Below are 26937 nucleotides of genomic sequence, written 5' to 3' on the forward strand. Positions count from 1 at the left end.
CACATTATTCTTTCTTAAGGCATTAGCGAAGACAGGTGGTGAAGAATTATGTTAGTGCCAATGGTTATAGAACAAACTGGCAGAGGAGAACGAGCATATGACATTTATAGTCGTCTTCTCAAAGATAGAATTGTCTTTCTAGGAACAGAAATTGACGATACAGTAGCTAATACTGTGGTCGCACAGTTACTTTTTCTTGAAAGTGAAGATCCTGACAAAGATATACATCTTTATATAAACAGCCCGGGGGGAGTCGTCTCTAGCGGTCTCGCTATATATGATACGATGCAATACATAAAGTGCCCTGTTTCCACCATATGTATAGGACAAGCCGCTAGTATGGCTGCCGTGCTTCTTGCGGGAGGAAATGCAGGAAAACGTATAGCATTACCCAACGCAAGAGTCATGCTTCATCAACCTCTTGGTGGGACGCAAGGGCAAGCTACAGACATTGAAATTCACACAAAAGAAATTCTAAAGATACGTGAAAAAATCAATGATATACTTGTCAAGCACACGGGGCAGACACGGAAAAAAATAAAGGCTGATACAGACAGAGACTTTTTTATGTCAGCGGAAGAAGCTCTTGCTTATAATGTAATTGACAAGGTTATTCAATCTAGAGCCTAGAATTTCCCAGAACTGTTGGCCTAAAAATTTTGCTAAGGGAGCCCTTGCGTTGGTGCTCCCTTCTTTCTGTTTCATACCCCCAGTTATAAGGAGGTCTGTGTATGTTTACATACGACGACAAAGAAAAAGGAGAAAACAAAGGGAATTTACGTTGTTCCTTTTGTGGCAAAGGGCAAGATGAAGTTCGAAAACTTATAGCTGGCCCAGGTGTCTATATATGTGACGAATGCGTACATTTATGCAATCTTATTCTTAACGAAGAAGTCAGTGATGAACTCGTTAAAGAGAATAAGTCTTTTACTCTTTCATTAAAAGATACACCTAAACCGGCTGAAGTTAAAACATTTCTTGATCAATATGTTATCGGACAAGATGATGCCAAGAAAACGCTCTCTGTAGCCGTATACAATCACTACAAACGTATCAGTGCACGTCAAGAAGAGGATAGCGACATAGAGCTGCAAAAAAGTAATGTTTTGCTCATCGGACCTACAGGCTCGGGTAAAACACTTTTAGCGCAAAGTCTTGCCAGAAAGCTTAATGTGCCTTTTGCCATGGCTGATGCAACAACATTGACCGAAGCAGGCTATGTTGGAGAGGACGTCGAAAATATTCTTGTGCGGTTACTTCAAGCTGCGGATTATGACGTTCAGGCTGCTGAACGAGGCATTATCTATATAGACGAGCTTGATAAGATAACGCGCAAGTCTGAATCTGCATCGATAACACGCGACGTCTCTGGTGAAGGTGTTCAGCAGGCTCTTTTAAAAATTCTTGAAGGAACTCTTTCAAACGTTCCACCTAAGGGTGGGCGTAAACATCCCTATCAGGACTTTATACAAATCGACACGACAAATATTCTCTTTATTTGTGGCGGAGCATTTGATGGCATAGAAGAAATTATAGGACAGCGCGTCAATAAAAAGAAGATAGGTTTTGGTGGAGAAGTCCTAAGCGTCAAAGATCGACGCAAATACGAACTCATGCGCCAAGTACAGCCCGAAGATCTTATGTCTTTTGGCTTTATCCCAGAACTTATTGGCCGTCTTCCTATTGTTGTTCCTTTAGAGGAACTTGATGAAGACGCATTGGCTCGTATCCTTGTTGAACCTAAAAATGCTCTCATTCGGCAATATCAAAAAACGTTCGAGATAGAAGGCGTTAAGCTTCTTTTTGAACAAGACGCCATTCGTGCCATAGCAGGTCAAGCTCGTAAGAAGAACACTGGAGCACGAGGTTTACGTTCCATAATGGAATACCTTATGCTTGATCTGATGTATGAAATTCCCTCTCGATCGGAAGAAGTTGAGAAAATTATTATAACTAAAGACGTAGTAGAGAAGGGAGCCTCTCCCATTATCAAAATAAAAGGGCAAGAGGAGGTCGCCTAAGTGACGACGAAGGAACCAACGAACGCAGAACATAGCTATATACTTCCTGTTCGAGATCTGGTCCTCTTTCCTGGGGTGATTGTTCCCCTCTATATTGGAAGGCCACGATCTTTGAAAACTGTTGAAAAGGCAAGTCTTGAAGAAAAACCTATATTCGTTGTTACTCAAAAAGATCATTTGACAGAAAACCCCAAATTTGAGGATCTTTACTCAGTGGGAACAATTTGTTATATCCTTCAGATGATACGCATACCTGATGGAACTGTGAAGATTCTTGTAGAGGGAAAGCAACGTGGTTTTTTCAACGAGAGTTTAGAAGAAAAAGAAACTTTCGAAGGACTCGTTTCGACACTATCATGGGATTCAGCTCTTCCAGAAAATATGGAAGCCCTGAAGAGAAGTGTTCTTGAACTTTTTGAAAAATATGTTTCTCTTCATACGAAGATCCCTAAGGAAATAATTGTTTCTATTTCAAATATAGAACACCCTTGTGAAGTAGCAGATATAGTAGCATCGCACCTTCGAATTCAAACCGAGAAAAAGCAGGATTTGCTTGGCATTACCAATCCTGAAAAATATATGAAGGTACTTATAAAGACCTTAATGGAAGAGATTGAGCTTCTTCAGCTAGAGCAATCGATACAGGAACAAGTTCGCCAAAAAATGGAGAAGGGGCATCGCGAATATTATCTTCGAGAGCAATTAAAGATTATCCAAACAGAACTTGGTGAAGAAGACTTCTCTTCTGAAACTGAAAACTTACTAAAAAAAATAGACGCTTCAGATATGCCTAAAGAAGTTCGGGAAAAAGCAAAGCGAGAGGTCGACAGACTTTCTAAGATGCCGCCAATTTCATCGGAAGCCAGTGTTTCAAGAACATACATTGACTGGCTTCTTGCTTTGCCATGGAATACAGTAACAGAAGAGAACCTGGATATATCCAAAGCAAAGAAGATACTTGACGAAGATCACTATGGTCTTGTTAAAGTTAAAGAACGTATACTTGAATTTCTAGCTGTCCGTCAAATGGCAGGAAAAGATGCAAAAGGACAGGTTCTTTGTTTTGTTGGCCCCCCTGGAGTGGGTAAAACTTCTTTGGCAAAATCAATAGCACGAGCTCTTGGCCGCCGTTTTGTCAACTTCTCTCTTGGTGGAATGCGAGACGAAGCTGAAATTCGTGGACACAGAAGAACTTATGTTGGAGCCAGGCCGGGAAGAATTATCCAAAAGATAAAACAGGCAGGCACGAAAAATCCTGTTATGCTCATGGATGAAATTGATAAACTCGGTCAGGATTTTCGAGGCGACCCGGCATCAGCATTGTTAGAGGTGCTAGACCCTGCACAAAATAGTGAATTTACAGACCACTATTTAGAGGCAGCTTTTGATTTGAGTAATGTCATCTTTATTACAACTGCTAACGTTATCCATACTATCCCTGCCCCGTTGTTAGATAGAATGGAAGTTATTAGACTTCCTGGATATGTTGCAGAAGAAAAAGTACATATAGCAAAAAAACATTTATTGCCTCGTTTATTCTCTGAGCATGGCTTAACAGAAGATATGATTCAAATAACACCTAAAGCCATCGAGAAAACAGTTCGAGACTATACTCGGGAAGCTGGGGTTAGGGGCCTGCAAAGAAATTTGGCAACATTGTGCAGAAAAACAACCCTCCATATTATTGAAGAGGGAAAAGATAATTTCCAAGAAAAGATAAAAATTGGCGTTAACGATCTAAAAGACTATTTGGGAGCACCGCGGCTTTATGACGTGCATGTTCCAAAGGAAAAACAGATAGGTACAGTTGTTGGACTCGCCTGGACTGAAAGTGGTGGTGATGTTCTAGTAATCGAAACGGTAAGCATGAGAGGAAAGGGAGACATCATCCTTACTGGCAATTTAGGGAACATTATGCAGGAATCCGCTCAAACCGCTTTAGGTTTTTTAAGGGCGCATAGTACTTCTTTGGGAATAGATCACATCAACTGGAAAAATATCGATATCCACATTCATGTTCCAGAAGGAGCGATTCCAAAAGATGGCCCATCAGCTGGAGTCACAATGGCTGTAGCCATGCTTTCTGTTTTAAGTGGAAGAAAGATTCTTCCAGGTGTTGCTATGACAGGTGAAATATCCCTACAAGGGAAGGTTCTTCCAGTTGGAGGAATACGAGAAAAGATACTGGCGGCAAAACGACAAAAAGTTTTTCAGATCATACTGCCAAGTGCAAATAAAATCGATATAGAAGAAATGGAGCAGTGGGTAACTCAAGATCTGACATTCCATTTTGCTGACTGTGCTTCTGATGTGTTCGACATTGCTTTAGAACGGAGATAAGAATGAACATAAGATGGAAAGCAGAGTTGTCAACTACAGCCTTTAATCAAAAACAATTTCCGCCAGAAAGCCTCCCCGAAATAGCTTTTGCGGGACGATCTAATGTAGGGAAATCGATGTTGCTTAATGTCCTTATGGAGCGTAAACTCGCACATGTCGGAGGGACTCCAGGAAAAACTCGAAGTGTTAATTTTTATAAAATCAAGGCTGATAAAGAATTTTTTCTTGTAGATTTACCTGGTTATGGTTATGCTGCTAGGGGTTATAAAGAAAAGGAACAATGGGCAGCGCTTATTGGACAATATATAACGCAAAGAGCTAGTCTACGTTTACTTGTTCATCTTGTAGATTTTCGCCACGGTTTGCTAAAAAAAGACAGAGAACTGCAAGATTGGGTTTCTCAAACAGAAGTCCCAGTGCTCGTTGTTTTCACGAAAGCAGATAAAATATCGAAGGGGCGTCATACAGGCCTGTTGCATACTTATATTAGGCAGGGGCTTAAATCTATTGAAGTTCCTTTTATTGTTTCAGCTCAATCTAAGTCAGGAATAATAGAATTGCGACAGTTCTTGACAAATTATCTCAATAGAGAGTAAATACTTTAAATTCCGAGTACGTAAAAGATCTAACGGAGGGGGACTTTCAATGGCAACTCGTACAAAAGAAATTGCAAAAAATTACGATCCAACGCCCATTGAGGATAAATGGTATTCATGGTGGCTAAAAACGGGACTTTTTCATGCTGAAGTAGATCCATCTAAAGAGGCTTTTTCAATTGTTATACCTCCTCCTAATGTTACTGGCTCTCTTCACATGGGACATGCTTTCAACAACACATTCCAAGACATTGTTTGTCGATATAAAAGAATGAATGGTTATAACGTTTTATGGCTGCCTGGAACAGACCATGCTGGAATCGCCACTCAGAATGTGGTAGAACGAAATCTTGCCAAAGATGGCATATCAAGACACGATCTCGGCCGTGAAGAATTTGTAAATAAAGTTTGGGAATGGAAAGAGGAGTACGGCAATAGGATCCTTGAACAAATGAAAAAGCTTGGGAACTCTTGCGATTGGGACAGAGAAAGATTTACCCTTGATGAAGGTCTCTCTCGTGCTGTTCGCACTGTTTTCGTTCGTCTTTACAAAAAAGGTCTTATATATAAGGGTCGTTATATTATTAACTGGTGCCCTCGCTGTCACACCGCTCTTTCTGATATCGAAGTGGAACACGAAGATGTTAAAGGACATTTTTACTATGTAAAATATCCCTTTGTTGAGGGAGAAGGCGCTCTTATTGTAGCTACAACACGCCCAGAAACCATACTGGGAGATGTAGCAATAGCTGTCCATCCAAGAGCAGAAAAATATAGTCATCTTATTGGCAAAAAAGTCCGTGTTCCTCTTACAGATCGAGAAATACCTATTATTGAAGATATTATGGTTGATCCAGAATTTGGAACAGGATGCGTAAAGATTACTCCTGCCCACGATCCTAACGACTTCCTTGTTGGACAACGCCATAATCTTGAGCAGATTCAGGTAATCGATGCTGATGGTTTTATGAATGAAAATGCACCTTCCTATAAGGGGCTTTCAGTACTGGAAGCTAGAGAACGTGTTGTAGAAGACCTTAAATCGCAAGGATTTATAGAGAAAATTGAGGAAATGGATCATTCTGTAGGTCACTGCTATCGCTGCCATACAGTGGTAGAACCATACCTTTCAGAGCAATGGTTCGTTAAAGCAAAACCTTTAGCCGATGCAGGAATAAAAGCTGTAGAAAATGGAGACATAAAATGGATTCCCGAGCAATGGCAAAAGATTTATTACCAGTGGATGGAAAATATCCGTGATTGGTGTATTTCAAGGCAGTTGTGGTGGGGACATCGTATTCCCGCATGGACTTGCGATGATTGCGGACATATTACAGTGGCTGAGGAAGATCCTTCAGTTTGCGAAAAATGTGGAAGTTCTCATATCCATCAGGATGAGGATGTTCTTGATACTTGGTTCAGTAGTGCTTTATGGCCTTTCTCAACACTAGGATGGCCTGACAACACTGAAGAACTTAAATATTTCTATCCTACATCTCTGCTCGTAACTGCATTCGATATTATTTTCTTCTGGGTTGCAAGAATGATTATGATGGGCCTTGAATTCCAAGAAAAGGAGCCTTTCAAGGAAGTATATATTCATGCTCTTATAAGAGATGAAGACGGTCATAAAATGAGCAAATCTAAGGGCAATGTTATTGATCCTCTTACCATGATCGACAAATATGGAGCAGATGCCCTCCGTCTCACCCTCGCAGCACTGACTGTACAGGGACGCGATATACTATTAAGCACAAACAAAATCGAAACATATCGTCTCTTCATGAATAAACTTTGGAATGCGAGCCGCTTTGCTCTCATGAATCTCGAAGATGATTGTGCAGTTAAGCCGCTTCCAAAGAAAGAAAACATGAGACTTCATGATCAGTGGATTCTAACACGGACACAAAACGTCATCGAAGAAATCAGTAAGCTTCTTGACGGGTATTTCGTCGGAGAAGCAGCGAGAATGATGTACGATTTCATTTGGGGAGACCTTTGTGACTGGTATCTTGAAATGTCTAAACCTGCTCTTAGGGGAGACGAAGGAGAATCGAGAGTAAGGGATACTCAAGCCATTGTTGAATATGTATTCCAAACAGTATTAAAGCTCATCCACCCCTTCATTCCCTTCGCCACTGAAGAGCTATGGCATACCTTTGGTTTCAGCGACGAATCTATAGAACGTTCTGATTGGCCTAAAGCTTCGGATGATATGAAATTTGATAACTCTCTGGTAGAAATGGCGACTCTTCAAGAGGTTATACGCATTATCAGAAACTTGAGGGCAGAAGCTCATGTTGCTCCCCAGCAGAGAGTAGAGCGCGTTATCCTTCAAACAAATAATGAACCGTTAACGGTTCTCGTTAAAGATAATATGGATATGATCTCTCTCTTGGCCAAAGTTGAACGAGTCGACATTATTTCAGATAATGAAGAGAAACCACACGGATGTCTTGCATCTGTTATGAGCTCTGGAGAAGTTAGTTTAGAAGTGGGAAGCCTTCTTGACATAGATGCTGAAATTTTACGTCTGGAGCAAGAACTTAAAAATCTGGAAAAAGACATGCAGAAGATGGAGAAAAAGTTAGCTAATAAAAACTTCACATCTAAGGCTCCCGAAGAAGTAGTAGAAAAAGAAAGAACTCGTTTAGAAGAAAACAAAAATCACTATCAGAGAATTTTAGATAATATAGCGAGTTTAAAAAGGTCATAATAATGAACGAACGATCACGTTACATTGAAATAGAAAATCAACTGGAACAAATTTCAAGCCCGGGTATTCACCCGGGCTTGGAGCGTATTTCGAGATTGTTTGAATGCTTGGGGCACCCAGAAAAAAGTTTTCCTGCTATACATATAGTAGGAACAAATGGGAAAGGATCCACTTCAGCATACATAGAATCTATTTTGCGGGAATCCGGTATGCGAACAGCGATGTATACCAGTCCGCATCTTGTTCATATGGGGGAGCGGCTCCTTATAAACGGTCATGCACTTTCATGTGAAAAATGGGAAGAAGCTGCCCAAAAAGTAATAAGCACTGTTAAAGAAAATGCCCAATTAGCTTTAGATCCTCCTACATATTTTGAAATTTTCACTGCAACAGCTTTTCTTTTAATCGCATCTTTTGATGTTGATATAGCCGTTATAGAAGCTGGAATGGGGGGAAGACTCGATGCAACCAATACCCTTGGCAACGTCCTTCTGACAATAATAACCCCTATCTCAAAAGATCATATGGAATATTTAGGAGATACTCTTGAAGCTATAGCTATGGAAAAATTTGCTGTTATCCGTAAAGGCGTTCCAGCTCTTTTTGCAGGAGGATCACACACTCTCTGTAGTCTTTTCAAAACTGAATGCCTAAAAAAAGAAACTCAAGGAGTAATTGTTCCTGAAACATATACAGTCTCAACAAAAAATGTATCGCTTCAAGGAGCAACGTTTACGTTGACACATAACAACGGAAACGTTTACGCAGACATTCATACTCCATTAATTGGGACTCATCAAATAGCCAATAGTGCAGTAGCGCTTGCATCTATGGACATATTGAGAAACAAGATGGATAAGATAACGGAACAATCCATACGAAGGGGATTGGCTAAAACTTGTTGGCCTGGAAGAATGGAACTTATAAAACATACGCCGCCAATCATACTTGATGGAGCACACAATGATGACGGAATCACAAAACTCGTAGAAAGTTTAAAGACACTTGGCATAAATAATGACAAAGAAAAACTTGCTATAGTATATGCCTCTATGAAAGACAAGGAACATGATATCGCTTTAAAAAAATTAAGTGGACTCAAACCTCATCTTTTCTGCACTGAAGTCCCAGAGATGGAACGTTCCGCTAAAGCAGAATTCTTAAGAAAAGAGGCATTGCAGTATACTTGGGCTTCCACACCTAAAGGTATTTCAGACCCACGTGAAGCCATTTATAATGCTTGTCAAGATAGCTCCATCGTCGTTTGTTGCGGCAGCCTTTACCTTATCGGATATATAAAGTCTTTTATTCTTCAGGAAGCTACTTTTTGCAATGAGCTCTAAAGGATTTATTCTACAAGAAAAAGAAGGACATTATATCCTTGAATATCTATGCCCGAAAGAAAACGTATTTTTCTCTGCGCGTCTTTTTATGAGGGGAAATGGCATAACTAAAGCAATGGGAGATCCTGCGCTTTCTCGAGAAGCTGTTTATTCCCTTTTAAAAGAAAATAGCGATAAAAAATTTATAGCTCCCCAACAAGTACACGGAATCAATATCCTCACAGAGGAAGACTCTTTTTGCATTCCCAATAGACCTGCGGCCGATGGCCTGTTTTTAACAAATTCCTGTTACGAAGGAAGCCTTCGTTTTGCAGATTGTGTACCTGTCATACTTGCATCGCCGCTTCCTCGTCCGTGGGTGTTACTTCTTCATTCAGGGTATAAGGGAACCGTTCAAAACATCGCAGGAAACGGACTAGACTACGTTGCTCAAAAGATGGATCTTGACTTGAAACGTGTTTATGCATGGATAGGACCTGGAATAAGTAAAGAATTTTATTATCGTAGTCAAAATGATGATTGGACGACTTTAGGTCAGAGAGAAATTTCATCTAACCATTGGCAAAAGGTAGATGAGCGTGTATATTTTGATCTGCCTGGAGCCATAGAAACTCAGCTAAGAGAAAAGAAGCTCTTGGAAGCAAATATAACAATGATACCTTTCTGTTCATATAGAGACAGTAAATATTGTTATTCTTATCGAAAAAATGATAAGCGCGAGCGAATGTTTCTCTTGGCATCGTTGTCAGAAAAAGAATGTTCATGCCATTTTCACCATTCTTTATGTGACAATATAAAAGAAGGCTTATAGAGTAACACTGAAAAAGTTGCGAGGAGTGATCCCAAAATGGACCTACAACGTGTAGGCGTAATTGGTGTGGGGCATCTGGGGCAACACCATGCTAGAGTATATACCGAGCTTCTCGGCACACAACTGGTGGGAGTTGTTGATGAGAATGAAGCCCGAGCTGTTGCTATAGGAGATAACCTTGGTGTTCCATATTATTCAGATTTCGACGAATTTATCGAAAAAGCACGACCAGACGCTATAAGTGTAGTGGTACCCACATGTCTTCATTATGAAATAGCGAAAAAAGCGTTAGAAAATGGTATTCATGTTCTTATTGAAAAACCAGTTACTACTACTGTCAGTGAAGCTGAAGACCTTCTTAATGTCGCAGCAAAAAGAGATTTAGTTCTTCAGGTTGGACACATAGAAAGATTTAACAGCGCCGTTCAATATACATCTAAAATTGTCCATGAACCTCTTTTTCTCCAATCGCGTCGTTTAGGTCCCTTTTCTTCGCGAATTAGTGATGTAGGCGTTGTACTTGATCTAATGATTCACGATATTGATATTATTTTGTCTATGGTTCATTCTGAAATTGCCAATATTTCAGCAACAGGACGTTGTATTCGTACGAACCATGAAGATATAGCCTCAGCTCAAATTTCTTTTACTAATGGAGCAATGGCACATATCTTAGTAAGTCGAGTTTCAGAACGCCGTCTTAGACAGCTTGAAATCATGGAACCGGAGCGATATTTAACGATTAACTATGAAACTCAAGATGTATCAATTAACAGATGCGTGCGACATGAAAACGGTAACCTCGTAGAAGTAATAGAGCATCCTGTATTTCCTAAGAGTGAGCCTCTTAAATTAGAACTTCAACATTTTGTAACCTGCGTAAGAGAAGGGAAACAGCCTCTGGTAGGAATAATGGACGGTAAAAGAGCTTTAGAAGTAGCTGTCTCCGTTCTCAAACAAATTCATCAAAGTACGGAACAAGAAGAATTGACTATACGTGGCTAGTAAAAATATCCTCGGGCCGAAGGTTTTTCCTTCGGCCTTTTCTTTTTTCTATTTTTATCATTTTTATTTTATAGTTAAAATTATCACAATATATTTTATTGGCGATTTTGTGGTTTCATATGAGTTACACTTTACTTGTTTTTGATAAAATATCTTTATTCAATATTTTTATTAAAGAGGGATTCTAATGCCGACTGAAAATATAAATGCACTTATGGCTCTTGGAATGTTTATTGGGGCTCTCCTTGTCGCTAGGCTCGTTGTCAAAATAGGAAGAGGGGAACTTCCTGGCGGCAAACTATGGATCTTCTATCTCCGCATGCTCTTGGGTTTTCTGCTTGCAGGTGCGATAATGTTAGGTTTCTATTCTTTCGTGGGGGTGAAGTAGAGTAATGAACAAACTATCAAAATATCTTACACTTTTTTTTCTCTTTTTTGCATCGTTCTTTTTTTTATCTTTACCAGCTTCTGCACTTACCACGGCTAAACGCCAGGAAGCGGAAAAATATTTTTTTGATGCATATCTATCCTATGTGCATTCAGACTATTGGAAGTCATGTATCGCCCTTGATAAAGCCTTAAATTTAAACACATATATGGTTGATTACTATTTCCTTAAGGGATTAAATCTTCAGCGAATGGGTCTTCTCGAAGAAGCAAAACGCTCTTTTCGTTACTATCTTGAAGTAAGACCTCAAGATCAAGTTGCACATCGGCTTGTTGAAGACATTACGAATGAAACAAAATACCTCGAAACGTACCTAAATGGGAAACATGAAGAAAATCAGTGGATTATTACTTCTCAAAATATAAAAGAGTCTTTCAATCTTCCTGTCTTTGAGATTTTAAATATAAAAGGTCTTGGAAAAACAATATCTTTTAACAACACTATCCTATTGACTGATCAAATAGGTAACACTCTATCAATAGTAAACGTATCTAATGGGACAAAAGAATCTGTATCTTTGGATGAACCCGTTACATCATTATTTGCTACCCCTGACTCTTTTTTAGTTTTTAGTCGTAAGGGGGAAATTGATCAAATTACACGCAACAATAATGAAATAAAAGTTAACAAAGTTTATCAATTGTCACATATGATATCTGATGCTACTTGGATTTCTGAAAGGGAAATTGCAATTACAGATGCAAGTAACCGTCAAATTATCTTTTTAAGCTATCCTGACTTTAAAATAAGAAAGACGTGGCAACCTTCTTTAGAGGGCCTTTTTGAGCCTGTTGCCATTGACGTTTATGGACAATTCTTAGCTATAGCAGATAGAAATAATGAGCGCATTATCATATATAATACTGAAACAGGTGAAAATACCTGCTTTTCATCACGCCAGCCTCGAGATATTCAGTGGGGCATTGATGGAAGTCTGTTTGTCATATCTGATGAAGGTCAATTATCCAATAACATTATTGATTTTAATCGTCTCGACCTTTCCCAAGCAACAGAATGTGGAATTTTCCCTGGAGCATGGACCTTATTCAGAATGAGAGATAAAATTGGTATACTTGACGTTGCCGGTTATTCATATTGGGAAACATATCCGGTGCCTCTTGTTTCTGCTGCTTCTGGCTTTTTCTCTGTTTCGCACCCTGATGTCCTTCAAAGCGATGACTCTACCGTGTTAACCCTACAGGGAACATTCTTGACGCCCTTTACCAGTTATGTAAAAAACAATGTATTTGTCGCTTCTGCTATTTGGAATGAGCAGACATTAAAACCGGTAGTCTCATATCCACTTCCTGTAGAATATGACAATATAGCAATGATTGAAGCTCCCTTGGAGCAAGACCTCGATCAAAAATTGAATTTAATCTGGAATGATAAAAAACCTTTCCTTCGACATATTGTAGTATCGAATGCTTTTACTCTCTCTAAAGAGGATGCTTTAACACTTACATCTTTCTGCATACATAATGGCGTTACTCTTTCTTTCTTTATCTCCGATAAAAATGCAACTTTATGGATGGAGCGCGCCGCTAGCTTGACAGGTGGAATAGTAGCGCCTTCTTTGGAACTTGCACAAAGTTTTGAACCTCAAAACGATTTTCTTCAATTATCGCTAGTCTTACCACAGAGTCCGGAAATATCTGGATATCCTGATCAATCGATGCTTGCTCTTTATATGGATGTCGGCTTACTGCAAACTCGAGATTGGTTACCGCTTTGTCCAAATTTAATTCAAAATAAAAAATAAGAACCGTAAAGGAATAAGCTTTTCGGGAGAGAGATTTTTATTTATGGGAGGCGAGTTATCGTGACTGATGATAAGAAAAATATCCCCGAAATAATGGAACAAAGAAAAAAATATGAAGCAAAAGTAGAAAAAGTATTGGAAAAACGGCCAGAACGCCGAAAGGAATTCCACACAGGTGGAAATTTACATTTGAAGAGGGTTTATGACCCCTCTGATCTTAAAGATTTTAACTATGTACAAGATCTCAACTATCCTGGCGAATATCCTTTTACACGAGGTGTTCAGCCCACGTTATACCGAGGACGCCTTTGGACAATGCGTCAGTATGCCGGTTTTGGAAATGCTGAAGAATCAAATGAAAGATATCGGTATCTTCTTTCACAGGGAACAACAGGACTTTCAGTAGCTTTTGATTTGCCCACACAGATCGGCTATGATTCTGACCATCCTATGGCTCAGGGAGAATGCGGAAAAGTAGGAGTGGCCATTGATAGCCTTGCCGATATGGAAGTTTTATTCAATGAAATTCCTTTAGACAAAGTGTCTACTTCCATGACAATCAACGCTCCAGCAAGCGTGCTTCTTGCTATGTATATTTGCGTTGGGGAAAAACAAGGAGTTCCTGCAAACCAATTAGCTGGAACCATTCAAAATGATATTTTGAAGGAGTATATAGCTAGAGGAACATATATATTCCCACCTAAGCCATCCATGCGTCTTATTACGGACATCTTCGAATTCTGCAGTAAAAATGTTCCTAAATGGAATACTATTTCAATTTCCGGGTATCACATCCGAGAAGCAGGTAGTACAGCAGCACAAGAAATAGCCTTTACGTTGGCAGACGGTATTGCCTATGTTGAGGCAGCAAAGAAAAAGGGACTTGATCCTAACGTATTCGGAAAACGTCTTTCCTTCTTCTTCAACGCTCATAATGATTTCCTCGAAGAAGTGGCAAAATACCGAGCTGCACGGAGAATGTGGGCTCAAATTATGAAAGAACGTTTTGGCGTTACTGATCAAAAAGCTCAGACCCTTCGTTTCCATACTCAAACAGGTGGGTCAACCCTTACAGCACAACAGCCCGAAAACAACATAGTACGAGTAACGTTACAGGCTCTTGCTGCAGTATTAGGTGGTACCCAGTCGCTACATACCAATAGTATGGATGAAGCATTGGCACTGCCCTCTGAAAAGAGCGTAGGCATAGCATTGAAAACACAGCAAATCATTGCCTATGAATCAGGCGTGGCCAATACTATTGATCCTCTTGCAGGCAGCTATGTCATTGAAAGTCTGACAAATGAAATTCAACAGAAAGCTGAAGAATATATTAATCAAATTGATGATATGGGTGGAATGCTTGTTGCCATAGAAAAAGGATATGTGCAAAAACATATACAGGATGCAGCATATGCATATCAAAGAGCTATCGAAACAAACGACGCTATTGTCGTAGGTGTAAACAAGTTCCAGATTGAAGAAAACAACAAAGATATGAAACTTCTCAAAGTCGACGAAACTGTGGGAGAGCGCCAAATTAAAAATCTGAAGAAAATGAAAGAAAATCGCGATAATATCAAAGTTCATGACACATTAGAAGCTATACGTAAAGCCGCACGCGATGAATCTCAAAATATGATGCCCCTTATTATTGATGCTGTTCGAAATTATGCTACTGAGGGTGAAATTTGCGGGATTCTGAGGGAAGAATTTGGAGAATATACGGAAAATATCATTTTGTAACTGGAGGAATGAGTTATGGCTGAGAAAAAAATCCGAGTTGTAATAGCAAAACCAGGCCTTGATGGTCATGATAGGGGCGCAAAAGTAGTTGCAAGAGCCCTTCGTGATGCCGGCATGGAAGTTATCTATACAGGCCTCCGCCAAACCCCTGAACAGATTGTCGATACGGCAATCCAGGAAGACGCTGACGCTATAGGTATTAGCATTCTCTCAGGAGCACATAGTTTCTATTTCTCAAAGATTATTAGCCTCTTAAAAGATAATAACGCTAGTGACATTATTGTTTTTGGAGGAGGCGTCATACCTGAAAGTGATATCCCATCTCTTTTGGAAATGGGGGCCGGAGCAATTTTTGGACCTGGCACTCCAACTTCTGTGTGTGCTAAATGGCTTGAAAAAGCTGTAGCTGAAAAAAGGCAGAAAGAGACTGTTTAGCTGTGAGCTTGCTTGCAGAAAAAGCTTTACATGGTGATATCAGGGCTTTAGCCAGAATAATCTCTCTCGTTGAAAACGAAGCACCAGAAACCGAAGAGATTATGAAGTATCTATATCCCCATACAGGCAAGGCGCTTGTCATAGGGATAACGGGCAGTCCAGGTGCAGGGAAAAGCACTTTAGTTGACAAACTAATATCCGAATTTAGGAAAAAGGACAAGTCAGTTGGAATTATTGCAGTTGATCCATCAAGTCCCTTTAGCGGGGGAGCCATACTTGCAGACCGAATTCGTATGCAACGCCATGCCAATGATAAAGATGTTTTTATCCGCAGCATGGGAACACGTGGTTCTCTTGGTGGTGTCAGCCGCAGTACAAGGGAAGCTGTTAAAATTCTTGATGCCTGTGGGAAAGATGTTATTCTGATAGAAACAGTAGGTGTGGGACAATCAGAAATAGACATCGTCAAATTGGCAGATACTGTTTGTTTGGTACTTGTCCCCGGCATGGGTGATGATATTCAAATTATGAAAGCTGGCATTATGGAGATTGCTGATGTTTTTGTCGTTAATAAAGCAGATCGGCCAGGTGCCGAAAAGATAGTGGCAGAAGTCAAACTTATGCTTGATCTTATTGGTAAAACAGCGTGGTACCCACCTATCAATATGACCGTAGCTGAAAAGGGAGACGGGGTAGCTGAACTTGTAGAAGGCATCGAAAAACATCACGAATTCCTTAAAGAGAGTGCTCAAGGCTTAAGAAAACAAAAAAACAAAGTGGTTGAAGAAGTAAGAGAAATCCTCAGTCGTGATATTGCTAAAAAAGTTGAAAAAGCCTGGCAAAACCAAGGGACTAATGAACACATCGAAGCCATACTTGAAAAAGAGACAGACCCCTATACCGTTGCACATGCAATATTACACGACGTTGTAAAAAATGAAGGATAGAAAGAGAGGGGGCAACTAGAGTTATGACGAATCGGAGTATCGAAGAACTTTGTGCAGAATTGGATCGCAAGCGCGCCGAGGCCCAGCAGGGCGGTGGAGCGAAGGCCATAGAGAAGCAGCGATCGAAGGGGAAGGGGACAGCGCGCGATCGTATCGCGCAGCTTCTTGATGAAGGGACCTTTATCGAACTCGACGAGCTGGTCACCCATCGTTGCCATCGTTTTGGTCTTGAGAGCAACACCATCCCTGGTGATGGCGTTGTGACGGGCTATGGAGAGATTGACGGTCGTCGAGTCTATGTCTTCAGCCAGGACTTCACCGTCCTTGGAGGCAGTCTCGGCGAGAAACATGCAGACAAGATCTGCAAGGTTATGGATCTGGCCGTGAAGAACGGCTCGCCCGTCATCGGCATCAACGATAGCGGCGGAGCGAGGATTCAGGAAGCGGTAGACGCACTGAACGGTTACGGGAAGATTTTCTACAGGAACACCATAGCGAGCGGCGTCGTTCCCCAGCTGTCGATCATCATGGGTCCCACGGCAGGCGGAGCGGTCTACAGCCCAGCATTGACAGACTACATTTTCATGGTGGAGAAGACGGGGATCATGCACATAACAGGTCCGGCAGTCATCAAGGCGGTGACGGGCGAGGAAGTCAGCAGCGAATCTCTCGGCGGAGCGCTGACCCACAACGCGAAGAGCGGCAACGCCCACTTCATGGCGAAGAGTGAAGTCGAGTGCTTCTCTCAGGTGAAGAAGTTGTTGAGCTATCTTCCCAGCAACAACGTGGACAACGCCCCGTGGAAAGAGACGAACGACAATCCCAATCGTCTTGTGCCGGAACTTCGCAACGTAGTTCCCACCAATCCGAACAAGGGATATCGAGTTCACGACGTCATCGAGAAAGTGGTTGACGACGGAGACTTTTTTGAAGTACAGCCTTTATGGGCCAAGAACATGGTCACAGGCTACGGTCGCGTCGGTGGCGAAGTGATAGGCATCATCGCCAATCAGGCGGCCAACATGGCCGGTTGCCTCGACATAGACGCCTCAGACAAGGCGAGCCGTTTCATTCGGCATTGTGACGCCTTCAACATTCCCATCGTCACCTTTGTAGACGTTCCAGGATACCTTCCCGGCACGGAGCAGGAGTGGGGTGGCATCATCCGTCACGGAGCGAAGCTTCTCTATGCCTACAGCGAAGCCACCGTTCCCATGATCACGGTGGTATTGCGAAAGGCCTACGGCGGTGCCTATCTCGGCATGTGCTCCAAATCGTTGGGAGCCGACATGGTTCTGGCCTGGCCCCAGTCGGAGATTGCCGTAATGGGAGCGGAAGGAGCAGCGAACATCGTGTTCCGCAAAGAGATCGAAAAGGCGGAAGACCAGGTTGCGGAGCGGAACAAGAAGATAGAGGAGTACAGAGAGGCCTTTGCCAACCCCTACGTGGCGGCGGAGCGAGGCTACGTGGATCGGGTCATATTGCCGGAAGAGACACGCCGCGAGATCTACCTGGCATTACAGGGAACGGCGAACAAGCGCGAACTTCGACCGAGACGCAAGCACGGCGTCATGCCCCATTAGTGCGAGGAAGGGGCGATAGCAGTGACAGATCTTCATACCTATTTTGAGACGGGAATAGGCGGGGCGATCACCTTGGCGCTCATAGCCTTTTCCACGGTTTTTCTGGTTTTGGGAGGGCTGACGGCCATCATCTATGCCATCAAGTATTTTGGTGGTGTGAAGGCGAGCCCGACGGCACCGAAGGGGAATGGCGGCACGCCTCCGGCACCTGCAGCGAAGCCTGCATCAGCGCCTGTGGCAGCGCCAGTATCGGTACCGTCGGCATCAGGAGACCAGAAACGTCTTATAGCCGTTATCACAGCGGCGTTAGTGGAAGCAACGGGCCGGCCCTGCCGCATCACGAGCATCGAAGCGACAGGTACCACATCATCGAAGAGACGTGGTCCACGGGTGAGCCTGTGGAGATCGAGCGCCATCATGGAAGGGCTCGAAAGCTTAAACAACCAGACCTGGTCAGGTCGGTAAAGACAACGACAACACAGCAGTGTGGAGGGGAAAAGAATGAGCAAACTCTATAAAGTGACAGTGGACGGAACAAGCTACAACGTAGAAGTGGAAGAACTCGGCAGTGGAGCGCCCGTAACCGCTCCTGTGGCACCGGCGGCAGCGCCAGTTCAGGCGGCAGTACCAGCACCAGCGCCGGCACCAACACCGGCCCCCGCACCGGCAGCAGCTCCTGCTCCGGCACCAGTTGCAGAAGCGCCCGTAGCTGGGGGGGAAGTAGTGTCAGCCCCCATGCCTGGCAAGATCCTTCGTGTAAGTGTCAGCGTCGGCGCGACAGTCAATGCTGGAGACGTGCTTCTTATTCTCGAAGCCATGAAGATGGAGAATGAGATATCCGCCCCGTCTGCCGGTACGGTGAAAGAGATCCGGGCACGGGAAGGGGACAGCGTCAATTCCGGAGACGCCCTGGTAGTCCTCGGCTAAGCCGAAGGGAGACAGGCGATTATGGAAGTCTATCTAAACTCACTGGGAACGATCCTTCGATCCTCGGGATTCTCGGGACTCACGTGGGGCAACGTCATCATGTTGGGGGTGGCCTTTGTTATGCTCTATCTGGCCATCGTGAAGGGGTTTGAACCCCTCTTGCTGGTCCCCATCGGATTCGGCTGCCTGCTGGTGAACCTTCCCCTCTCGGGAATCATGGACGACGGAGGCTTTTTGCGGTATATCTTTTTCGGAACGGAACATGAGATCTATCCGGTCATTATCTTTATGGGGATAGGGGCCTTGACGGACTTTGCGCCCCTTCTGGCCAATCCCATCACCTTCCTGCTCGGAGCAGCCGCACAGCTGGGCGTATTCATCGCCCTCTTCGGAGCGCTGCTCATGGGCTTCAACGTGAAGGAGGCGGCATCCATCGCCATCATTGGCGGAGCGGACGGCCCGACGAGCATCTACCTGACGGTGAAGCTGGCTCCCCAGATTCTGGGAGCGGTGGCCGTTGCGGCGTACAGCTACATGTCGCTGGTGCCGCTCATCCAGCCGCCGGTAATCAAGCTCTTCACCAGCAAGGCTGACCGGGCTATCCGTATGGATCAGCTTCGACCAGTCTCCAAGCTGGAGCGGGTGCTCTTTCCCATCGTGTGTACTGTCTCTGCGGGATTGCTTCTCCCGTCATCGGTGCCTCTGATCGGTATCCTCATGTTCGGAAACCTGTTGCGTGAATGCGGCGTGACAGAACGACTGAGCCAGGCGGCACAGAACGAGATTCTCAACGCCACCACCATCTTCCTGGGCTTGTCAGTAGGTGCAACCATGAGCGCAGAATACTTCCTCACCTGGGGAACGATCAAGATCATTGTTCTGGGACTCGTTGCCTTCATCTGCAGCACAGCTGGCGGCGTTTTGCTGGGGCAGGTCATGAAAGTGGTAAGCGGCGGGAAGATCAACCCCATGATCGGAGCGGCTGGAGTCTCTGCCGTTCCCATGGCGGCACGAGTGGTACAGCGAATGTGTCAGAAAGAGAATCCTGGCAACTTCCTGCTTATGCACGCTATGGGACCCAACGTGGCTGGTGTTATCGGCACTGCCGTCGCTGCGTCCGTTATGCTTACCCTCTTGAGCTAAAAATGTTTTATTCTGAAAAAGGAAGGGTATAAAATAAAGGAGTCTTTTCCGTTTAAAATACGGCAAAGACTCCTTTTTACGTGTTATTATATTGCGGATCAAAAAATTATGGCTCTCAGGGGGTAAAGAAATGAAAATAGCTCTAGGCTCAGATCATGCTGGTTTTTGTGTTAAATCTGCGCTTAAAAAACATTTAGAAATGAATGGGCATACTGTTATTGATTATGGTACAGATACTGACTCTGTTTCTTGCGATTATCCCGATATCGCATTCGCTGTGGCGGAAAGCGTCGCTGGAAATGAAACTGATAGAGGAATTCTTGTATGTGGAAGCGGAATAGGCATGACAATAGCCGCAAATAAAGTACCTGGCGCTTACGCCGCTTTATGTGACACTACTGAATTAGCTCGTTTAAGTAGGCTCCACAATAATTCGAATATACTTTCAATGGGTGGTCGGATCATCAGTGAAAAACAAGCTTTTGATATTGCTGACACTTGGCTTGAAACTGAATTTGAAGGAGATCGCCACGAAAAACGCATAGAGAAAATTCGTCGTTTTGAAAATAAGTTAGTCCCAAGCCGCTCTCATGAAGGAGAAGGTCGAATTGTAATATTTGACCATCCTCTTGTTCAACACAAAGTAAGTATTATCAGAAACAAAAACACATCAGTCAAAGAATTCAGAGAACTTGTTCAGGAAATAGCCGGACTTATGGTTTATGAGATTACACGTGATTTACCGCTTGTAAAAGTAGAAGTTGAAACACCCATCGAAAAAACAATCGGTTATACCCTCGAAGGTAAAAAACTTGCTATCGTCCCAGTTTTACGAGCTGGACTCGGTATGGTCGATGGAATTCTTCAGATTATTCCTAACGCCAAAGTGGGACATATCGGATTATATAGAGATCCTGAAACTCTTGAGCCAGTTGAATATTATTGCAAACTTCCTAATGACATCGATGATCGTGATATTTTTATCCTCGATCCCATGCTTGCAACAGGTGGATCTGCTACAGCAGCAATCAGCCTTGTTAAAGCCAAGGGAGCACGCAAAGTATCTCTTGTTTGCCTTATCGCTGCTCCGGAGGGAGTTGAAAAAGTTCACAGCACCCATCCGGATGTGGACGTATATGCTGCAGCCTTAGATGATCACCTTAATGATCACGGATATATTGTCCCAGGTTTAGGTGATGCCGGGGATCGACTTTTCGGAACGAAATAGTATAGAGTGCCGCTGTGATTCGACTTCTTTTTATTTGTATTCTGATGTTGGGATGGGGAGTTGGAATGACTCCTCTCTCAATGAAGTTATCTAACAGATACAGAATAATAGATACTCCTGGCGGAAGAAAACACCATTTAGGGATTATTCCTCGCGGTGCTGGTATAGTATTGTGGATGGGATATCTACTATGGGGTCTCCTCGGAGCACCTGATAGTTTGTTCCTTAAGCTTTCTTCCACAGGAGCAACTATTGTTTTCCTTTGTGGATACTGGGATGATATTAAATCTTTAAATCCAACAATCAGACTGTTTTTGCATTTTTTTGCAGCAAGCATCGTATTGTTGCCTTTAGATATATATTTTCCCTATAGAATATTACTTATTATTTGGATCGCCGGTGTAACAAGCGCTTATAATATAATTGATGGTTTGAACGGACTTTGTCTCTTTATGTTTGTTATTGCGGCATTGATAGCTTCTCAAATTGGTATTCCAGATATGTGGTGGCCTATAGCAGCGACAGCAATCGGAGTATTACATTGGAATTTTCCCCGAGCCAGAACCTTTCTTGGGGATGGAGGCAGTACTCTTTTAGGCTATATTTTTGCTTCTCAGCTTCTTTATACTTTTTACCAGCAAGGGAGCTACGCACACTTTAACGCTGCAGAACTTATAGTTTTGCTACTTTTATGGGGAGGGGTTCCTGTTTTGGATACCCTTACATCGATTCTTCGTCGTCTAATTCGTCGAAGTTCACCTTTTTTGCCAGATAGAGGGCATTTACATTATCAACTGCTTGATCGTGGTTTTTCGCCAATTTCGACCCTCTGTATTATGGCTCTTCTTCAAGGAGCCTTGCTTATGCTGGGATTGTTCTGTTTCACTCAGTTTGCCCAGTAAAAACAAGGAGGAAAAAATGAAACGTACAATCATATGTGTAATAGGAACCCGACCGGAAGCTATAAAAATGGCTCCAGTCATTTTAGCTTTGAAGGAAAATCCCGCTTTCAGAACATTTGTTCTTGCCACAGGTCAGCATACTGATATGCTCGACCAAGCTCTTTCTTTCTTCGACATTAAAGCTGATGTCAATCTACATATTATGAAAGACCGACAAACATTAGATCATATTACTTCTCGAGTACTCGTCGGAACAGGGGAAATTTATGATAAGGAAAAACCGGATCTCGTTTTGGTACATGGAGATACAACGACAACTTTAGGGGCTTCTATGTCTGCTTTTTATCGAAAAATCCCCGTTGGGCATGTTGAAGCCGGATTGCGAAGTGGAAATTTAGACCAACCATTTCCAGAAGAAGCAAATCGAATACTTACTGATCGACTAACTACTCTTTTCTTTGCCCCTACTAATAATGCGAAGGACAATTTACTGTCAGAAAAAGTAGCAGAAACTCAGATTTTTGTTACAGGAAATACTGTAATAGACGCTTTGGCATGGACCGTCAATGAAAAACGGGGAAACTCTCCTGAAAGGATGTATTCCATACCTTCTCAGGCACCTCTTATCCTCATGACTGCACATCGTCGTGAATCATGGGGGAAGCCCTTAGAAAACATATGCGAGGCGGTACAGGTACTTTTAGAAAAACTTCCTGATGTATATTTTCTGATTCCTCTTCATAAAAATCCAACAGTAAGAGAGGTTATCAAAAAATTCTTAGGGAATATGGATCGCGTTATTTTTACAGAACCCCTTGATTACCCTGATTTTGTTCAGGCTATGAAACGAAGCTATCTTATTCTTAGTGACAGTGGTGGAGTGCAAGAAGAAGCTTCTTATCTCAAAAAACCTGTACTTATCATGAGAAATATATCAGAACGTCCAGAAGCAATAGACCATGGAACTGGAATTCTTGTAGGTACGGATAAGGAACGAATAGTAAAAGAAACACTCCGTCTTTTTTCGAATGGGACAGAATATGATAATCTTATAAAAAGAAGTGAAAGCCCATTTGGAGACGGAACCGCTGCAAAAAAAATAGAATGCTATGTAAGTAATTTTTTTAACCAAACGTCTGCTTTTTAAAATGAACTTAGGAAATCAGGAGTGATCATCGTGGATTATAAAATGAAAATTTCAGGTGGAATTCCTCTTAAGGGGGAAATATCTGCACAAGGAGCCAAAAATGCTGCTTTACCTATTATGGCTGCCTCTCTCCTTCTGAAAGGAGGCACCCTTCATATTCACAAAGCACCCCGGCTACATGATGTTCTTACAATGGCCGACCTTTTGCGAAATTTAGGTGCTGAAATCCAGTATGAAAAAGATGAAATGTTTATTGCCGTTCCCGAAGATCTCTCTTGGGAAACACCTACAAATCTCGTACGCAAAATGAGAGCATCCTCTCTCGTTTTAGGGCCGCTGCTTGCTCGTTGCGGTCGTGCTGTTCTTCCCTTACCTGGAGGATGTTCCATTGGTAGTAGACCGATAGACCTTCACTTGAAGGGATTGTCCCGAATGGGGGCCTCTATTGACTTGATTCACGGAGCTGTACACGCAACTGCCAATGGCCTGAAAGGATGCCGTATTTATCTTGATTTCCCATCTGTAGGAGCCACAGAAAATTTAATAATGGCTGCTGTTTTCGCAGAAGGAGAAACTATACTTGAAAACACAGCTCGCGAACCGGAGATTACTAATTTGGTTCAAACTTTAAAAAGGATGGGTGCCCAAATAGAAGAGGATGGAACAGGCGTAGTTCGTATTAAGGGAGTAGATGAACTACAAAACTCTGAAACCACAGTCATTCCTGACAGGATTGAAACATGCACATATATTTTAGCCGGAATTATAACCGGGGGAGAAATAAAAATTAACGATATCATCCCGCAACACATAGATTCTCTCATAGCTAAATTAGAAGAGGGAGGAGCGTCTTTTACAGTAAGAGAAGACTCTGTTCTTGTGCATCCAATTGAAAGGCTTAAGGGCGTTTCATTGAAAACCATGCCATATCCTGGATTCCCTACAGACTTGCAGCCACAGATTATGGCTACACTAGCCTTAGCTGATGGAGCCAGTGTTATTCAAGAAGGAGTTTTCCAAGCTCGATTTTTACATGTTAACGAACTTAACAGGATGGGTGCAAAAATTGAACTCCAAGGAAACACTGCTGTTGTGACTGGCGTCGATCATCTTGTTGGAGCTGATGTCAATGCCACAGATCTGCGAGCTGGTGCAGCCCTTATATTAGCAGGATTAGCAGCTCAAGACGAAACGTGTGTCTATCACATAGGTCATGTCTGGCGTGGTTACGAAGAGATGGATACAAAACTCCAGCAACTTGGTGGGCGAGTAGAAGTTATTCCAACAGAACAACTAGGGCCTAAAGTTAATGGTGCCGTTAGGAAGGAGGAGTCCTAAGGCGTGGAGGATTTCGTATCTGGAAAATGGGGAATTTCCCCGACCGTACGGGAGGCTATTATAAAAACCCTGGACGCAACTAATAGCGAGGAAAAGGGGAAAAAAGTCTCTCTTAAAAAGACTCTTTCAGAGCTGTTGGGTGTTTCTCCACAAGAAATAGTATTAAGTTACGGGATGAAAGGGATTCTTCATCCCGTTTTACGTATGCTAGAAAATAAGGGCGCTACAGAAGCATATTTCTTATGCCCTTACGAAAAAAATGGCATTATTTCAGAATGTTTCAAAGAACGCGGGTTTAATATCATTGAAATTTCTTACGGGAAAGCTCTAGAGCAAAACTTAAATATTTTTTCCGAATCATGTCCTGGAACTGGAAAAATTGTTGTCGTGAGTAATCCTAATTGCTTTACAGGACATACTTTATCTCAAAGTGAGCTTCGGGAATTATTTTTTTGTTTAGAGAGGGCCGGAGCATTTCTTATCTGCGATGAACGTAGCGCAGACATGGTTCCTTCTTTATTGTTCTCAGGAGGCAGTGGAGTATTCCATCAAACAGGGAAAGCTCTGATCTTACGTAATTTCTCTGCATTTTATGGTCTGAAAAATCTAGACATCTCATATGGATTACTTTCTCGTCCTCTTGCTAAGCAATTTAGTTATTACGCTGATGTTTCCACTATTAGCATGCTTGCTGAAGAAGCTACTGTAGCAGCTCTCAGAGAGAAAGAGTGGTATGGGAAACTCAGAGAAAATATAAATGCATCTAAAAGTCGGTTGATAGAGGGGTTGCGTGAATTAGGTCTTGAAACACGAGGGAGTGACACCGATGTCATTACATTCCAGACACCTCACGCAGAGCTTATTTACTATTTGCTTCTTGAAGAAGGCATACGCATTACAAACGGCTCAGATTTTGGCATTCCCGATCATTTGAAGATATCGGTGTGCCAACCTCATCAAAACGAATTATTTTTATCGGCATTAAATAAGGTGATGAAGAAAATTGGATTCGACTATCAGGGATAAAAAAAGTGCCTTAATTAAATCTATTCGTGTTATTGCTTTTGTAGGACCTGCCGGAACAGGAAAAAGTCAGCGGGCCCAATTTGTGGCGAAGAGCAATAACGTTGATTACATTATTGACGATGGCCTTGTTATTTCAAAAGGACGAATTATGACGGGAAAAAGCGCAAAATCAGAAAAGAATCTTGTTAGAGCCATTCGTCGTGCACTTTTCGAATTTCCTGATCATCGCAAAGAGGTTCTTTCCTTTTTAGAAAGTCATGCTCCCTGTAAGGTTATGATCATTGCAACCTCATCAGCTATGGCGCTAAAAATTATACGAGCCTTAACGCTTTCACAACCTGAAAAATTTATAAAAATAACTGATGTTGCAACAGAAGAGGATATCAAAAATGCCCGAAAAGAACGTCTCACAAAAGGACAACACGTTATTCCGGTTTCTCGTGCACAGATACGACGAAATTTTGCGGGGAAACTTGTAGGCCATCTCAGAGACCTCTTTAAAACAGTGGATAAGGAAGAGGGCGAACGAACAATCGTGCGTCCTCCATTTAATTTTTACGGTGAACTAAGTATTGATGCTCAAGCAATTATTGATATAGTTAAATATTTGACGGAACGTACTGCGCAAGTACATACTGTTCAAGAAATTAAAGTTCGCCCTGTTGATGAATCTCTCGAAATAACAGTTATCGTTAAATTAACGTTAGGAAAAAACTCTTTCCTCAATATTGGCGAAAAAATATGTTGGAAAAGTGCTCGGGCAATCCGATACTTTACTGGTATGGATATAAAACAAGTGAACGTATTGATAAACGGAGTGTATCAAGAATGACAGAAAAAGAATGTTACATACCAACTGAAGAGGAAATTAGACAACATCAAGAAAGTGCCTGGCAAGAATTATTACACCAAGTAGCTTCTTGTTCTAAATGCGGCTTACATCAGGCAAGAACAAATGCTGTTCTTGGAGAAGGATCTGTTCATACATCTCTTATGTTTGTTGGAGAAGGGCCAGGAGCCGACGAAGATACGCAAGGTCGCCCCTTTGTTGGCAAAGCAGGACAGTTGCTCACAAAAATATTGAAAGCTGCAAACATTTCGCGGAAAGACGTATACATCACAAATGTAGTGAAATGTCGTCCACCACAGAATAGAGTTCCCTCCATAGAGGAAATGATGACATGTAATACATATTTAGAAGCACAAATAGCGCTTATACGTCCATCTATTATAGTAAGTCTTGGGAATACCCCAACAAAGTGGTTTCTCAAAACTACAGATGGAATAACATCTCTTAGAGGAAGATGGTTTACATGGCGCGGCATACATTTAATGCCAATGTTCCACCCAAGCTATCTCCTGAGAAATGATTCAAGAAAAAAAGGAAGTCCTAAAGACTTGACGTGGCAAGATATACGCACTGTAAAGGAAAAGCTTGATCTCATCACTTCCTCTCAGGGAGGTACAATCTAG

General features: G+C 42.3%; 24 protein-coding genes. All 24 read left to right on the forward strand.

Annotation, left to right across the window (positions count from 1 at the left end):
- Positions 1-48: 48 nt before the first annotated feature.
- The 24 genes from clpP (at position 49) to RBH88_RS05685 (ending at position 26937) form a co-directional block, all read left to right on the forward strand.
- Positions 49-630, forward strand: coding sequence for an ATP-dependent Clp endopeptidase proteolytic subunit ClpP (gene clpP / locus RBH88_RS05570; protein ID WP_213691831.1), 582 nt, complete (start codon positions 49-51; stop codon positions 628-630).
- A gap of 101 nt (positions 631-731) precedes the next feature.
- Positions 732-2021 (forward strand): ATP-dependent Clp protease ATP-binding subunit ClpX, encoded by a 1290-nt coding sequence (clpX, locus tag RBH88_RS05575; RefSeq protein WP_213691832.1) that lies wholly within the window; start codon positions 732-734, stop codon positions 2019-2021.
- On the forward strand, positions 2022-4361 hold the full coding sequence (gene lon, locus RBH88_RS05580) for an endopeptidase La (protein WP_307880056.1): 2340 nt from the start codon (positions 2022-2024) through the stop codon (positions 4359-4361). It begins immediately after the preceding gene.
- A 2-nt stretch (positions 4362-4363) separates the two neighbouring features.
- Complete coding sequence (gene yihA, locus RBH88_RS05585; protein ID WP_213691834.1) at positions 4364-4957, forward strand: ribosome biogenesis GTP-binding protein YihA/YsxC; 594 nt, start codon at positions 4364-4366, stop codon at positions 4955-4957.
- A 49-nt stretch (positions 4958-5006) separates the two neighbouring features.
- Positions 5007-7673 carry a valine--tRNA ligase gene (locus tag RBH88_RS05590; RefSeq protein WP_213699629.1) on the forward strand — a complete coding sequence of 889 codons (2667 nt, stop codon included), beginning with the start codon at positions 5007-5009 and terminating at the stop codon, positions 7671-7673.
- A gap of 2 nt (positions 7674-7675) precedes the next feature.
- Positions 7676-9016 carry a folylpolyglutamate synthase/dihydrofolate synthase family protein gene (locus tag RBH88_RS05595; RefSeq protein ID WP_213691836.1) on the forward strand — a complete coding sequence of 447 codons (1341 nt, stop codon included), beginning with the start codon at positions 7676-7678 and terminating at the stop codon, positions 9014-9016.
- The gene (locus RBH88_RS05600) at positions 9006-9827 is read left to right on the forward strand and encodes a polyphenol oxidase family protein (RefSeq protein WP_213696139.1); all 822 of its coding nucleotides are present in this window, start codon (positions 9006-9008) and stop codon (positions 9825-9827) included. The genes RBH88_RS05595 and RBH88_RS05600 overlap by 11 nt, the downstream gene beginning before the upstream one ends.
- A gap of 36 nt (positions 9828-9863) precedes the next feature.
- Positions 9864-10832: a Gfo/Idh/MocA family protein gene (locus tag RBH88_RS05605; RefSeq protein ID WP_213696140.1), complete on the forward strand. Its 969-nt coding sequence runs from the start codon at positions 9864-9866 to the stop codon at positions 10830-10832.
- Between the two features lie 187 nt (positions 10833-11019).
- On the forward strand, positions 11020-11220 hold the full coding sequence (locus RBH88_RS05610) for a flagellar biosynthesis protein FliR (RefSeq protein WP_213690895.1): 201 nt from the start codon (positions 11020-11022) through the stop codon (positions 11218-11220).
- Between the two features lie 4 nt (positions 11221-11224).
- Entirely contained in the window at positions 11225-13042 is a 1818-nt protein-coding gene (locus RBH88_RS05615; RefSeq protein WP_213690894.1) for a hypothetical protein, read from the forward strand.
- 93 nt (positions 13043-13135) lie between these two features.
- Entirely contained in the window at positions 13136-14788 is a 1653-nt protein-coding gene (locus RBH88_RS05620; protein WP_213690897.1) for a methylmalonyl-CoA mutase, read from the forward strand.
- A gap of 15 nt (positions 14789-14803) precedes the next feature.
- Complete coding sequence (locus tag RBH88_RS05625) at positions 14804-15223, forward strand: cobalamin B12-binding domain-containing protein (RefSeq protein ID WP_213690893.1); 420 nt, start codon at positions 14804-14806, stop codon at positions 15221-15223.
- A 2-nt stretch (positions 15224-15225) separates the two neighbouring features.
- Entirely contained in the window at positions 15226-16170 is a 945-nt protein-coding gene (meaB, locus tag RBH88_RS05630; RefSeq protein ID WP_213690892.1) for a methylmalonyl Co-A mutase-associated GTPase MeaB, read from the forward strand.
- Between the two features lie 23 nt (positions 16171-16193).
- Positions 16194-17753, forward strand: a complete 1560-nt coding sequence (locus tag RBH88_RS05635) for an acyl-CoA carboxylase subunit beta (RefSeq protein WP_307879581.1) — start codon at positions 16194-16196, stop codon at positions 17751-17753.
- 21 nt (positions 17754-17774) lie between these two features.
- Complete coding sequence (locus RBH88_RS05640; RefSeq protein WP_307879580.1) at positions 17775-18218, forward strand: OadG family protein; 444 nt, start codon at positions 17775-17777, stop codon at positions 18216-18218.
- A gap of 36 nt (positions 18219-18254) precedes the next feature.
- Positions 18255-18680 carry a biotin/lipoyl-containing protein gene (locus tag RBH88_RS05645; RefSeq protein ID WP_307880057.1) on the forward strand — a complete coding sequence of 142 codons (426 nt, stop codon included), beginning with the start codon at positions 18255-18257 and terminating at the stop codon, positions 18678-18680.
- Between the two features lie 21 nt (positions 18681-18701).
- A complete protein-coding gene (locus tag RBH88_RS05650; RefSeq protein WP_307879578.1) occupies positions 18702-19823 on the forward strand; it encodes a sodium ion-translocating decarboxylase subunit beta in 1122 nt (373 codons plus the stop codon).
- A gap of 130 nt (positions 19824-19953) precedes the next feature.
- Positions 19954-21051 carry a uracil phosphoribosyltransferase gene (gene upp, locus RBH88_RS05655; protein ID WP_213699200.1) on the forward strand — a complete coding sequence of 366 codons (1098 nt, stop codon included), beginning with the start codon at positions 19954-19956 and terminating at the stop codon, positions 21049-21051.
- Positions 21052-21065: 14 nt separating this feature from the next.
- The gene (locus tag RBH88_RS05660) at positions 21066-21953 is read left to right on the forward strand and encodes a glycosyltransferase family 4 protein (RefSeq protein ID WP_307880058.1); all 888 of its coding nucleotides are present in this window, start codon (positions 21066-21068) and stop codon (positions 21951-21953) included.
- A gap of 16 nt (positions 21954-21969) precedes the next feature.
- Positions 21970-23100: a non-hydrolyzing UDP-N-acetylglucosamine 2-epimerase gene (wecB, locus tag RBH88_RS05665; RefSeq protein WP_213699199.1), complete on the forward strand. Its 1131-nt coding sequence runs from the start codon at positions 21970-21972 to the stop codon at positions 23098-23100.
- A 30-nt stretch (positions 23101-23130) separates the two neighbouring features.
- Positions 23131-24438: a UDP-N-acetylglucosamine 1-carboxyvinyltransferase gene (murA, locus tag RBH88_RS05670; protein WP_307880059.1), complete on the forward strand. Its 1308-nt coding sequence runs from the start codon at positions 23131-23133 to the stop codon at positions 24436-24438.
- 3 nt (positions 24439-24441) lie between these two features.
- A complete protein-coding gene (locus RBH88_RS05675; protein ID WP_213691527.1) occupies positions 24442-25464 on the forward strand; it encodes an aminotransferase class I/II-fold pyridoxal phosphate-dependent enzyme in 1023 nt (340 codons plus the stop codon).
- Positions 25442-26296: a hypothetical protein gene (locus tag RBH88_RS05680; protein ID WP_307880060.1), complete on the forward strand. Its 855-nt coding sequence runs from the start codon at positions 25442-25444 to the stop codon at positions 26294-26296. The genes RBH88_RS05675 and RBH88_RS05680 overlap by 23 nt, the downstream gene beginning before the upstream one ends.
- On the forward strand, positions 26293-26937 hold the full coding sequence (locus tag RBH88_RS05685) for a uracil-DNA glycosylase family protein (RefSeq protein WP_213691526.1): 645 nt from the start codon (positions 26293-26295) through the stop codon (positions 26935-26937). The genes RBH88_RS05680 and RBH88_RS05685 overlap by 4 nt, the downstream gene beginning before the upstream one ends.

The sequence above is a fragment of the Aminobacterium sp. MB27-C1 genome (assembly GCF_030908405.1).
Classification (GTDB): domain Bacteria; phylum Synergistota; class Synergistia; order Synergistales; family Aminobacteriaceae; genus Aminobacterium.

Excerpts from the sequence above, each read along its gene's own strand:
- RBH88_RS05590 (WP_213699629.1), top strand. The coding sequence starts at position 5,007 with ATGGCAACTCGTACAAAAGAAATTGCAAAAAATTACGATCCAACGCCC.
- RBH88_RS05625 (WP_213690893.1), top strand. The coding sequence starts at position 14,804 with ATGGCTGAGAAAAAAATCCGAGTTGTAATAGCAAAACCAGGCCTTGAT.
- upp (WP_213699200.1), top strand. The coding sequence starts at position 19,954 with ATGAAAATAGCTCTAGGCTCAGATCATGCTGGTTTTTGTGTTAAATCT.
- RBH88_RS05650 (WP_307879578.1), top strand. The coding sequence starts at position 18,702 with ATGGAAGTCTATCTAAACTCACTGGGAACGATCCTTCGATCCTCGGGA.
- clpP (WP_213691831.1), top strand. The coding sequence starts at position 49 with ATGTTAGTGCCAATGGTTATAGAACAAACTGGCAGAGGAGAACGAGCA.
- RBH88_RS05605 (WP_213696140.1), top strand. The coding sequence starts at position 9,864 with ATGGACCTACAACGTGTAGGCGTAATTGGTGTGGGGCATCTGGGGCAA.
- RBH88_RS05600 (WP_213696139.1), top strand. The coding sequence starts at position 9,006 with ATGAGCTCTAAAGGATTTATTCTACAAGAAAAAGAAGGACATTATATC.
- RBH88_RS05685 (WP_213691526.1), top strand. The coding sequence starts at position 26,293 with ATGACAGAAAAAGAATGTTACATACCAACTGAAGAGGAAATTAGACAA.
- wecB (WP_213699199.1), top strand. The coding sequence starts at position 21,970 with ATGAAACGTACAATCATATGTGTAATAGGAACCCGACCGGAAGCTATA.
- clpX (WP_213691832.1), top strand. The coding sequence starts at position 732 with ATGTTTACATACGACGACAAAGAAAAAGGAGAAAACAAAGGGAATTTA.
- RBH88_RS05620 (WP_213690897.1), top strand. The coding sequence starts at position 13,136 with ATGGAACAAAGAAAAAAATATGAAGCAAAAGTAGAAAAAGTATTGGAA.
- RBH88_RS05635 (WP_307879581.1), top strand. The coding sequence starts at position 16,194 with ATGACGAATCGGAGTATCGAAGAACTTTGTGCAGAATTGGATCGCAAG.
- RBH88_RS05645 (WP_307880057.1), top strand. The coding sequence starts at position 18,255 with ATGAGCAAACTCTATAAAGTGACAGTGGACGGAACAAGCTACAACGTA.
- RBH88_RS05595 (WP_213691836.1), top strand. The coding sequence starts at position 7,676 with ATGAACGAACGATCACGTTACATTGAAATAGAAAATCAACTGGAACAA.
- yihA (WP_213691834.1), top strand. The coding sequence starts at position 4,364 with ATGAACATAAGATGGAAAGCAGAGTTGTCAACTACAGCCTTTAATCAA.
- RBH88_RS05610 (WP_213690895.1), top strand. The coding sequence starts at position 11,020 with ATGCCGACTGAAAATATAAATGCACTTATGGCTCTTGGAATGTTTATT.
- RBH88_RS05615 (WP_213690894.1), top strand. The coding sequence starts at position 11,225 with ATGAACAAACTATCAAAATATCTTACACTTTTTTTTCTCTTTTTTGCA.